Raw genomic sequence first — 11681 nt, 5'->3', positions numbered from 1 at the left:
TATCACCCCAGCCCTCTACTGATAACTGACTACTTTTAAACTTGATAGTTTCTTTTCAACTTCACTGACACAGGCACTGATTACTAATATATTAAGGTTAATACTAATAAAGTAAATAATTCGACTAATTCGTTAATAGCTCCATAACAATCACCGGTTAATCCTTGAATTCGTTTAGTAATTACTTTAATAATTATAACTGTAATAATCCAAATTAGAATAAAAAGCAATATCCCATTAAACGCCAGTAAAAGCCCTGCTAGAATTACAGTCCATAAAGAAGCAAACATAACCTCTCTCTTTCCTACAAGTTCAGCATGTGCTTTACCTAAACCCTCTTCTTTTCTAGCATAAGGATAAAAAGCCGAAGCATAGACCATAGCCCATCTACTAAGAGTAGGCATTAATATTAAAGTTTCTATTTGAATCTGATCAGTAAGTTCCATCAAAAATACAAATTTCAGTAATAATAATACAAAAGCTCCTGTCACACCATGAGCACCAACTCGACTATCACGCATAATTTCTAACATTCTTTCTTTACGACGTCCACTAAATATTCCATCTATCGTGTCCATATATCCATCTAAGTGTAAACCACCTGTAATAATAATTAATGATATAAGTATTAAAGCCTTTATTACTAAATCAGACCAAAATAAACCGAAAAGCAAATTCAAGCCAATTAAAACCAATCCAATTCCACTACCAATTATAGGGTAAAACACCATGGATTTAGCCATGTTTTTAGGAGTAAACTTAACCTTAATATTAATCGGAATCCTAGTTAAAAATTGTAAAGCTATTATTAATCTAGTAATTACTTTTCCTTTTAACATACTTTTTCACTTCCTTAGACCAGTTTTAATATTCAATCCCTCGTCTACTAGTAATTCCTTGTTCCTGATATGGATGCTTAACCGCCTGCATTTCAGTTACTAGGTCAGCAGTTTCTAAAATTTTCTTATCGAATCCACGCCCAGTCATAATTAATTCAGTCTTTTCATCCTTCAGGGAAATTAAATCCAGAACATCTTTTATAGTTAACAAATCATATCTTAAAGCATTATTTATTTCATCTAATATCACAATATCTGTTTTAGAATCAGCTAAAACCTCTTTTGTATAATCATAAGCAACCTTCACAAATTCTTTAAATTCTTCACGCGACTCATCATCATTACCTTTTAAGAAACATTCTCCACAACCAGTACATTTTTGAATTCCCTGCCTAATTAAAGCTGCATAAGGACAGCCTCGTCCAAATTGTTTAATATTTAGGTTAGGAAGTCGTTCTGTAGAAAATAACTCTCCAGAATATGCACTACCTTTCATATATTGAATCATTTCTACTTTAAACCCATGTCCTACTGCCCTTAAAGCTAATCCTAATGATGCTGTAGTCTTGCCTTTACCTTTACCAGTGTATACTTGTACTAATCCTTTTTCTAATTTATTCTTCATCATAAATAACACCTCCACTAAATTCTTCACATTTTTGAATAAAATTATCAACTACTCGCGGATTATTAGCAAAATGAAGATGTAGATAAGTAGCTAATAGATCATCTTCAACATATCCTTCTAATCTACCATCGGCTCCTTTACCTCCAGTTAAAGTATAAGCTGCTTCATAATCTTTAGGTAAATCAGACAATTTAGAATGATGAAATTCATGACCTCTTATATCCTGTCCTTTAGATAATAAAATATTGTCCACCTCTACATTGGCTTTTACATATCCCATTGCTTGTAAACGATCCTGCATTGCTGTAACTCCTGGAATTACTTTTACCATTTCATATTCTTTACCATCAAAATTAATTATTTTTTCAGTTAAATACATTAACCCTCCACATTCAGCATAGGTAGGGATTCCAAGCTCAATCATCTTTTTAATATTTTCTCTCATAGAATGATTATTACTCAATTCTTCTAAAAAGCTTTCTGGAAATCCTCCGCCGATATATAGACCATCAATATTTTCTGGTAATCTTTCATCATTAACTGGACTAAAGTATTCTATTTTTACTCCTCTAGACTCCAATAATTCTAAATTATCTTCATAATAAAAGTTAAAAGCTTCATCTCTAGCTACTGCTAGTTTAATATCTGTCTTAGATTTCTGATCTATAAATAAATTTTCTTCACCTAATTCTAAATCATTAGTTTCAGTAGCCAATTCATAAAGTTGATTCAAGTCTAAGTATTTCAAAATTACTTCAGCCAATTCATCTATATAATCATCTAATAAAGGTGTTTCTGCAGTAGGGACTAACCCTAAATGTCTTTCCGGTAATTCTAACTGCTGCTGATTAGGAATATAACCTAAAACCGAAATACCTAATTCCTCAATAGGTTCTTTAATCATCTGATAATGACTAGCACTACCAACTCGATTTAAAATTACTCCAATCAAATTTAAATCCGAATTATAATTTTGATAGCCATAGGCTAAAGCAGCTCCACTTTGAGCTAATTTTTTAGCATCAATCACTAAAATAACCGGTGTTGAAAGAATTTTAGCCACATCGGCACTACTCCCTTTCCCTTCTTCCTTTCTATGTCCATCAAAGAGTCCCATTACTCCTTCGATAATCGATAAATCAGCACCTTGACTATTCCGTAAAAAGATTTCAATCAATCGTTCTTCAGGAATCATCCAACTATCTAAATTACGAGAAACTCTTCCGGTAGCTATTGTATGAAATCCAGGATCTATATAATCAGGACCAACTTTATAAGGTTGTACTTTATATCCTTTTTTCTTCATAGCTGCCATTAATCCTATAGTTAAAGTCGTCTTACCTACTCCACTCTGAGTCCCAGCGATTAAAATTCGAGGCTGAGTCAACTAAATCGACTCCTTTCCAAATTAGTATATTTTAATAGAATTATATCTACTAAATTCCTGATTTATATTTCTATTTAGTATTTCATAATTTAAAATTTCAAGTTTAAAAGTACAGTAATCCCAATAATCACAAATAAACCTGTAGTTAAATACATTAAGTTAATAACATCTTTAATATCGTTAGCCTCCAAAATTCTAGTCTTCTCTCCTAAATACTCTCTAAAGCTAGATTGACCATGGTAATAATTAAGACCACCTAGTCTAATCCCTAATGCTCCAGCTACGGCTGCTTCAGAATAACCACCATTGGGACTTGGATGTTTATGAGCATCTCTTAACACCATTTTAAATGATGTTATTCCCTTTTTGTTAAGTAAAAAAGCAGCTATCGGGAATAATATTCCACTAACTCTAGCTGGAATTAAATTTGCTAAATCATCAATTCGCGCAGCAGCCCAACCAAAATATAAATAATCTTTACTCTTATATCCTAACATAGAATCTAAAGTATTAATAGCTTTATAGGTCATTGCTAGAGGTGCTCCTCCTAAGAATGCATAAAAAAGCGGAGATAATATACCATCAACTGTATTCTCAGCCAATGTTTCTACTGTAGCTCTAACTATCTCTTCCTCTGCCATTTTTGTAGTATCTCGCCCTACAATCCAATTTACTTTCTCTCTAGCTTCCTGCAAATCTGATATAATTAATAATTTATATATTTCTCCCCCGGCTTTAGCTAACCCTTTAATCGATAAAGTCGTATATAAAATTGCTATTTTAAAGATTAATCCTAACCAGATATCAATTGTAGTTCCAACCTTAATTAAAATATAAGTTATTGACCATGTTAATGTAATTGTCACTAATGCTAAAAGAATCCCCGCTAGTCTTTCACTAAGTTCTCCATTAGTTATTGCCCTTAAATGTTTCTCACCCCAGTTAATAAATTTACCAATAATTATTACAGGATGAGTAATCCAGTCTGGATCACCAATTAATAAATCTAATATTAATGCTATTATAACTATAATAATAAATTGATTAAACATGAGTCTAATCCCTCTTTACAATTATTTAAATTCATAATTTCATAAACCATTTTTATATCTACATTATTTCTTACAACTTCTGCTAACTTTTCATAGGCATCTTCCCTTTTTTGCGAAGTAGAAAGCTGTTGACTAAAATCAATCTCTGATAATCCCTTCTTTTTTCGTAAATGATTAATAAATGAATTACGAAAATCATCATTATCAAATATTCCGTGTAGGTAAGTGCCAAATATTTGGCCATCTGAACTAACTGCACCATCTAACCTAGAAACTTCTTGATTCATTTGATTTTTAATTTCAATTAAAGGTTCTACTTGTTCTCCCAGCTCAGTATCTCCCATATGAATCTCATAACCACTTACCTTTTCAGTAGCTAAATTACCTAAAAAGCCCCGTTGATTAATAATATTGCCAGTCACTTGAGTAGTTACTTTAGTGGGGTTAAAGATAGTATTAATATTTAGCAGATCCAGCCCTTGCACTACTTTCCCAATTGTCTCCATCTTATGTGGATCAGCTAATCGCTTACCTAACATCTGATAGCCTCCACAAATCCCAATAACCTGAGTTCCCCGCTTAGCTAATCTTTTTATCTTTTCTGCATATCCTGCCTTCCTCAAATATTCCAAATCCTCAATAGTATTCTTACTGCCAGGAATAATAATAGCATCTGGATTACCTAATGATTCTCCTGCTCGTACATACCGCACCGTAGTTTGAGGCTCATCTTCTAAAGGGGTAAAATCTGTAAAGTTAGAGATATGAGGTAGATAGACTATAGCAATCTCTATTTCGCCTTCTGTTCTATTATTCAATCTTTGGGAAGGAATAGAATCTTCTTCTGGAATTTTAAAATCATCAAAATATGGAACAACACCTAAAACCGGTACTCCGGTATAATCTTCAATAAATTCTAAACCCGATTCTAATCTATTAATATCTCCTCTAAATTTGTTAATAATAATTCCTTTAATTCTATTTACTTCATCTTCATTTAATAATTTAAAAGTACCAACAATTGAAGCAAAGACTCCTCCTTTATCAATATCCGCTACTAAAATTACGGGTGCATCAGCTAATTCTGCTGCTTTCATATTAACCAAATCATAATCTCTTAAATTAACCTCTGCTGGACTACCAGCTCCTTCTAAAGTAATTATATCATAATCATTATTCAATCTATCTAAGGACTCTTTAATATATACCAAGCTTTCACTATAATGATTAAAATATTCTTGAGCACTCATATTCTTTTTTGGTCGTCCATGAATAATAACTTGAGATACCGTATCCTCTTTAGGTTTAAGTAAAATAGGATTCATATCTACAGTTGCTTCCATTTGAGACGCTTCAGCTTGGACAGCTTGTGCTCTACCTATCTCTCCTCCTTTTTTAGTTACATAAGAATTTAATGCCATATTCTGTGATTTAAAAGGAGCTACTTTATGACCATCTTGAGCAAAGATTCTACAAAAAGCAGCAGTCAATACACTCTTTCCTACGTCTGAACCGGTTCCCTGAAACATAATTTTATTAGCCATCATTCCTGTCACCTCATTAATATGTTAATCTACAATTTTATAAAATTTAATAATTTATTTTATAATCTCATAAAGCTTTTCTAAATCAATATTCTCTCGTACTATATCTGCTAACTTATTATAACTACTCTCTAATTCTTCTTTTAGTGATTTTACCTCTTCATCTAAAGGTTCTAAACCTCTCTTTTGTCGTAAAGTATTAATCAAATTCCTTCTAAAAGTATCATTGTCAAAAATCCCATGTAAATAAGTTCCTAAAATCAAACCATCTTCACTAACTGCTCCATCAGCAATATTGACGGAATCATTGCCTCTCTTTTTAATTCGAAAGGCTGGAAGATTATCATTCAAAAGTTGACTAGTCCCCATATGAATTTCATATCCTTCTACTTTACTCTCTTTTAAGTCAGTTAAAAATTCTCCTCCACCCTCTATAATAGCTTCAGCTTGAAATGTTAATTTATTAGAACTAAAATTAGTCTCAATAGGTAATAAACCTAATCCTTTTATCTCTTCCCAATTAGACTCTGTGCCTTCTGGGTCATAAATCTTTTGTCCTAGCATTTGATAACCACCACAAACGCCAATTATTGGAATATTATTCTTAGCAGCAGTACAGATTTGTTCAGCTAATCCACTTTCTTTTAAATAAACTAAATCATCTATTGTGTTTTTAGTCCCTGGAATAATAATTAAATCAGGCTCTCCTAAATAATCAGTTTGATTAATATATCTCACTTCAGTATTTGGCTCTTGTTCAAAAGGTTCTAAATCAGTAAAGTTAGAGATGTGAGGCAACCGAATTACCGCTATCTCTATTTCAGCTTCTTGATCTGTTAGTTGAGTTAATGCTACAGAATCTTCTGCAGGAATTCTGAAATCTTTAAAATAAGGAATAACTCCTAAAACTGGTATGCCTGTCTCCTCTTCTATAATATCAATTCCTGGTTTTAATAATTCAATATCACCTCGAAACTTATTAAGGATAATACCAGCTACTAATTTCTTCTCTTTTGGTGGTAATAATTCGATAGTTCCTACTACTGATGCCAAAGCTCCTCCTCTATCTACATCTGCTACTAATAAAACTGGAGACTTTCTTATTTTTGCAACATTCATATTAGCTAAATCCTGTTTTTTAATATTGATCTCTGCTGGGCTACCAGCACCTTCTAAAACCACTATCTCAAATTGTTGACATAATCTGTTTAAAGAATTTTTAATCGTTTTTAATGCATCAGCACGATAATCTTCATCTTGTTCTTTTAAACCCAAATCTGCTAAAGGTCTGCCATGTTTAATTACTTGAGACTTTCCATCACCTTTAGGCTTCAATAAGAATGGCTGCATATCAACAGTAGCTTCTACTTGAGCAGCTTGAGCCTGAATTGCCTGTGCCGTGCCAATCTCTCCACCATCCTGGGTCACATAAGAATTTAATGCCATATTCCATCCTTTAAAAGGAGCAACTTTATAACTATCTTCAGCAAAAATTCTACAAAGAGCAGTAGCTAAAATACTTTTACCTACATTGGAGGCTGTTCCTTGTAACATGATAGTTTTAGCAGTCATCCTTATCTCCTCCAAACCTTGCTATAGTCTTTTGACCTAACTCTTTAATCTCAACCGGAAGACCAGCATAAGTAATATACACCTCATCAGCCACTTCTGCTATAATTTGATTGGCCCTACCTACTGTGTCACGATAGACTCTACTTAAAGGATATGCTGGAACTACACCTTGACCTAATTCATTAGAAACAATAATTATGTTAACCTCAGCTTCCTGTAATTTTGAAGCTATTTTTTCAATCTTAGCTAATGTTTTTCTAGATTTCTTCTCTCCATCAGTAAATTGATAATCCTCAGTTCCAAATTCTTCTCCCTGTAAAAGAATATTCGAAACTAAAACTGTTAAGCAATCCAATAGTATCACTTCTGCTTCTTGTGACAATTCTGCTATTCTCTCTGCCACATCTTTAGGTTCCTCTACTGTCCGCCACTCACTTGGTCTATCCTCTTGATGTTTTTTAATTCTCTCTTCCATCTCTTTATCATTTGCTTCAGCTGTGGCTATATAAGTTACATCTTTTCCTCCTAAAGTTCCAGCTACCTTCTCGGCAAATGAACTTTTGCCACTACGGGCTCCTCCTAAAATTAAGACTACTTTTTGACCTCCTGTCTCCATTAACCTGCCACTCCTTTATCTAACTTAGCTAAATATACTGTTAATTCTTCTAGACTTGAAACTACTTGAATATAATCTAACTTTGGTCGCTCGATTACTAAAGTAGGAATATCAAGATCTTGAGCTGCAATCAATTTAGCTTCTAATCCTCCTGTTTTACCACTGGCTTTAGTTACTAATAAATCAATATCATAATCTATTAATATTTGTTTATTTAAACGTCGACTAAAAGGACCTTGCATAGCTATGATATTTTTTATCGGAATATTTAAATCTTTTTGACACTTTTTAAGCACTTGAGATGTAGGCAAAATTCTAACTATAACTCGCTGATCAAAGTCAGAAATTCCTTCGACAAAGTCGGGTAATTCTTTACTACCAATAGTTAATAATACTTTACCGGATCTCTTATTTATATGCTTAATAGCTGACTGAAAATCTAGTTTTTTAATAATTAATTCATTGTCAGGCAGAATCACACCTTCTCTTTCAAACCTAACATATTGAACATCTAAATTATTAGTAGCTTCAATGGCATTTTGAGAAACTTCTTCAGCAAAAGGGTGGGTAGCATCAATTACTGTTGTAATCCCATATTTATTAATAATCTCTTCCATTTCCTCTTTATCTAATCTTCCTGTAATTATCTCTATATCACCTAATTGCCTTAATAAACGCTCACCATATTTAGTAACGACTGAAGTTATCACTTCATAATCAGCTTCTAATAATTCTTTAATTATTCTGCGGCTATCTTTAGTTCCACACAAGACATAAATCATAATTCATAACCCCTTGGTGTAATCATTAAGTCAGCAAAAGTAAATGTCTCGGAATTACCAATAATCACAGTAGTCACCATATTAATCTCATGGTTTAACATGTTTTCTAAATCTGTAATCATCATTTCCTCAGTTCCTCGCTTAGCACTACGAACAATTCCTACTGGGGTATCTGGAGCTTTATGTTTTAAAAATATATTTCGTGCTTCTTTAATCTGTTCTGTTCTTTGCTTACTTTTAGGATTATAAAGAGCTATTACAAAATCACCTGCTGCAGCTTTTTCTAATCTATCAATAATTACTTCCCAAGGTGTTAAAAGATCACTTAAACTAATCACCGCATAATCATGCATTAACGGTGCTCCTAAAGTAGAAGCTGCTGCATTAGCGGCAGTTATCCCTGGGATAATTTCAACAGATAAATCTAACTCGTTCTCTGCTACCATCTCTAATACTAAACCGGCCATACCATAAACCCCTGCATCACCGCTACTAATCATAGCTACCCTTTTGCCATCCTGGGCTGCTTCCACTGCTAATTGAGTTCGATCTACCTCCTTAGTCATCCCTGTAGAAATTACTTCTTGCTCTTCATCAATTAAATCTTCTAATAAGTCAATATAAGTATTGTAACCAACTACCACATCTACCTCTTTAATTACTTTAAAAGCCTTAATACTTAAATACTCTAAATCACCTGGTCCTAACCCTACTACATAAATCTCTCCTCGGCAATTGCTACTGTCACTCCTTGTAATTTCTGCTTCTTTAAGAGTAATTCCATCCTCTTTCCACTCAATAATGCTACTGGTTCGCATACTCCACCAACTCCTATTATTTTTTTAACAAACTCCGAAGTTGTAAATTCTAAGTCAGTTGCTTTAATTTCTTCTCGAGAAATAATATTTAGATTAAATTCATTCTCCTTAGCATATTCCAACAAACCTTCTTCATTAGCTTTAAGATCAATAGTTGCTAAAAATCTCACTTGCCTCAAGTTCTTATCAATCTTTGTTAAAGCTGTTCTCACTGCCTTTTCAATTTTATCTTTAGAAATACCTCGGCGACATCCAATTCCAACTACTAAATTCCTTGGCTTTAACCATAAATATGACGTTTTTTTAATTTCAGCAGGTAGATTTAATTGTTGATTTGAAATAATTACTGTTGCTACCTTAGAAACCTCTCCTAATTTAGTTAAAGGGTATAGTTTCATATTATCAGTCAATTCTAAATCTAATTCATAATCTGTAAAGATATTCACTTCTTTATCATTAACTATGGCTGCATTAATCCTCGTTAAATTCGAAAAAGGTTCTATTTCACAGTTTAGTTTTTTAGCTACCATATCAATTGCTAATTTATTTTGACAATCAGTCGCCGTAGTAACTACTGGTTTAGCATTGATTAAATTGGCTATACTTACTGCTAATTCATTAGCGCCACCTAAATGGCCTGATAAAGTACTAATTACGAATTCTTTAGTCTCATCAATTGTAATGACAGCTGGATCACTTCTTTTATCATCTAAAATACCAGCTATTACCCTAACTACAATCCCTAAAGCCATAACGAATATTAGACCATCATACTGATCAAAGATATCTTCAACTAATCCCTTTAGTCTACCTGAATACTGATTGATTCCTTCTAAATCATCTATCTGCTTACCTAACTTATCAGAAATAAAAATATCAACTTCATCGCTATAACTATCTGCTATCTCTTTAGCTGTAGCTAATCCACCTTTAGTTACAGCCATTATTGCTAATTTCATTATTAATTACTCCCAGTCTTACTCTTCCTATATTCATGGCTAAAGTCTTTATCATAAAGTTTAGATTTAGAGTATTCAGTATCTAAGAAGTCACCAACTACAACCATAGCTGTCTTATTAATTTCTGCTTCTTTAACTTTAGCAGCAATCGTTTCTAATGTGCCTACTACCTTTTTCTCATCAAACCAAGATGCTTTCTGAACTACAGCTACTGGAGTTTTTATAGGATATTCTTGGGCTAACTCTTTAACCACATCTTCAATCATGTGTACACTTAAGAAGATGGCCATAGAAGCATTATGCTTAGCTAATTTATGAAGTTTCTCTTTATCTGGGACGCTAGTTCTCCCCTCTAGTCTAGTAACAATTACTGTCTGACTTACATCGGGTAGAGTATATTCCCGCTTTAATGCTGCAGCTGTAGCTAAAAAAGAGCTAACTCCTGGTATTACTTCATAATCAATTCCTTTTTCCTCTAAAGCATCCATCTGTTCTTGAATTGCCCCATAAATACTTGGATCTCCGGTATGCACTCTAGCAACTAGCTTTCCATCAGCTATAGCTGCTTCCATCTTCTCTAAAACCTCTTCTAAAGTCATGGCTGCACTATCATAAATTTCGGAATTATTTTTTGCAACATCCAAAACAGCTGGATTCACTAATGAACCAGCATAAATAATTAAGTCTGCCTTCTTAATAATCTTTTGACCTTTAACTGTAATTAATTCTGGATCTCCTGGTCCTGCTCCAATAAAGTATACCTTCATTATTCATCATCCTCCTTAATTGCATCTTTAGCAATTATCATAGATAGGTAATCTAAATCTTTACCAACTAATGAATCTAAGTCAGTAGTTAAAACCTCTTCTTCTTGTCCACATTTACTAGCATAGAATGAATAATCTTTAACTCCTGCCTCTTCTAGTTTATCGACTACTTCATCGAAATTACTGGCCACCTTCATTAATACTGAATTATCAAATTTCTTTAACGTCTCTTCTAAATCATCATAATCATAAGCTGCAGGAATAATAGCTACTGTTTCATTCTTTTCAGCCAAAGGTCGATTCATAGCTGCTGCACAAGCTGAATATGAATTAATCCCTGGAACCGTTTCTATCTCAATCCCATCTCCTTGTAACCTCTTTAAAACATAAATATAAGTACTATATAATAATGGATCACCAATAGTAATAAAAGCAACATCTTTACCTGCTTCTAATTCATCTCTAATCTCAACACTGGCTTCATTCCAAAAAGCATTCAATTTATCTTGGTCATGAGTCATAGGAAATATTAATTCTTTAATTGTTATCTCTCTTTCTAAAACCTTTTCAACTATAGATAACGCTATACTCTCCTTACCAACTGCTGATTTAGGAGTACAAATGATATCCACATTCTCTAATACTCTTTTAGCCTTTAGTGTCATTAATTCAGGATCTCCAGGTCCCACTCCTACTCCATAAAATTTACCAGTCATC

At 33.1% G+C, this 11681-nt stretch carries 12 protein-coding genes; all 12 read right to left on the bottom strand.

The genetic code is table 11. From position 1 onward, the window contains the following. Positions 1-83: 83 nt before the first annotated feature. The gene (cobS, locus tag B5D41_RS02915; RefSeq protein ID WP_078809107.1) at positions 84-839 is read right to left on the bottom strand and encodes an adenosylcobinamide-GDP ribazoletransferase; all 756 of its coding nucleotides are present in this window, start codon (positions 837-839) and stop codon (positions 84-86) included. Between the two features lie 25 nt (positions 840-864). After that, on the bottom strand, positions 865-1467 hold the full coding sequence (locus tag B5D41_RS02910) for a cob(I)yrinic acid a,c-diamide adenosyltransferase (protein WP_234983876.1): 603 nt from the start codon (positions 1465-1467) through the stop codon (positions 865-867). After that, on the bottom strand, positions 1454-2854 hold the full coding sequence (locus B5D41_RS02905; protein ID WP_078809106.1) for a cobyrinic acid a,c-diamide synthase CobB: 1401 nt from the start codon (positions 2852-2854) through the stop codon (positions 1454-1456). The genes B5D41_RS02910 and B5D41_RS02905 overlap by 14 nt, the downstream gene beginning before the upstream one ends. 89 nt (positions 2855-2943) lie before the next feature. Next, on the bottom strand, positions 2944-3906 hold the full coding sequence (gene cbiB, locus B5D41_RS02900) for an adenosylcobinamide-phosphate synthase CbiB (protein WP_078809105.1): 963 nt from the start codon (positions 3904-3906) through the stop codon (positions 2944-2946). Continuing rightward, the gene (locus B5D41_RS02895) at positions 3882-5453 is read right to left on the bottom strand and encodes a cobyric acid synthase (RefSeq protein ID WP_200806407.1); all 1572 of its coding nucleotides are present in this window, start codon (positions 5451-5453) and stop codon (positions 3882-3884) included. The genes cbiB and B5D41_RS02895 overlap by 25 nt, the downstream gene beginning before the upstream one ends. Positions 5454-5504: 51 nt before the next feature. Beyond that, positions 5505-7022 carry a cobyric acid synthase gene (locus B5D41_RS02890; RefSeq protein WP_078809103.1) on the bottom strand — a complete coding sequence of 506 codons (1518 nt, stop codon included), beginning with the start codon at positions 7020-7022 and terminating at the stop codon, positions 5505-5507. Beyond that, positions 7012-7638, bottom strand: a complete 627-nt coding sequence (gene cobU, locus B5D41_RS02885; RefSeq protein ID WP_078809102.1) for a bifunctional adenosylcobinamide kinase/adenosylcobinamide-phosphate guanylyltransferase — start codon at positions 7636-7638, stop codon at positions 7012-7014. The genes B5D41_RS02890 and cobU overlap by 11 nt, the downstream gene beginning before the upstream one ends. After that, positions 7638-8420 (bottom strand): precorrin-6A reductase, encoded by a 783-nt coding sequence (gene cobK, locus B5D41_RS02880; protein WP_078809101.1) that lies wholly within the window; start codon positions 8418-8420, stop codon positions 7638-7640. Before cobK ends, cobU begins: the two co-directional genes overlap by 1 nt. Then, positions 8417-9238, bottom strand: coding sequence for a precorrin-3B C(17)-methyltransferase (cobJ, locus tag B5D41_RS02875; RefSeq protein WP_078809100.1), 822 nt, complete (start codon positions 9236-9238; stop codon positions 8417-8419). Before cobJ ends, cobK begins: the two co-directional genes overlap by 4 nt. Next, positions 9133-10197, bottom strand: a complete 1065-nt coding sequence (cbiG, locus tag B5D41_RS02870) for a cobalt-precorrin 5A hydrolase (RefSeq protein WP_078809099.1) — start codon at positions 10195-10197, stop codon at positions 9133-9135. Before cbiG ends, cobJ begins: the two co-directional genes overlap by 106 nt. A gap of 2 nt (positions 10198-10199) precedes the next feature. Further along, the gene (cobM, locus tag B5D41_RS02865) at positions 10200-10964 is read right to left on the bottom strand and encodes a precorrin-4 C(11)-methyltransferase (RefSeq protein ID WP_078809098.1); all 765 of its coding nucleotides are present in this window, start codon (positions 10962-10964) and stop codon (positions 10200-10202) included. Continuing rightward, positions 10964-11680: a precorrin-2 C(20)-methyltransferase gene (gene cobI, locus B5D41_RS02860; protein ID WP_078809097.1), complete on the bottom strand. Its 717-nt coding sequence runs from the start codon at positions 11678-11680 to the stop codon at positions 10964-10966. Before cobI ends, cobM begins: the two co-directional genes overlap by 1 nt. Position 11681 lies beyond the last annotated feature (1 nt).

This window comes from Selenihalanaerobacter shriftii (genome assembly GCF_900167185.1).
In the GTDB taxonomy this organism is placed as follows: domain Bacteria; phylum Bacillota; class Halanaerobiia; order Halobacteroidales; family Acetohalobiaceae; genus Selenihalanaerobacter; species Selenihalanaerobacter shriftii.
This window is presented reverse-complemented; position numbering and strand designations above follow the sequence as displayed.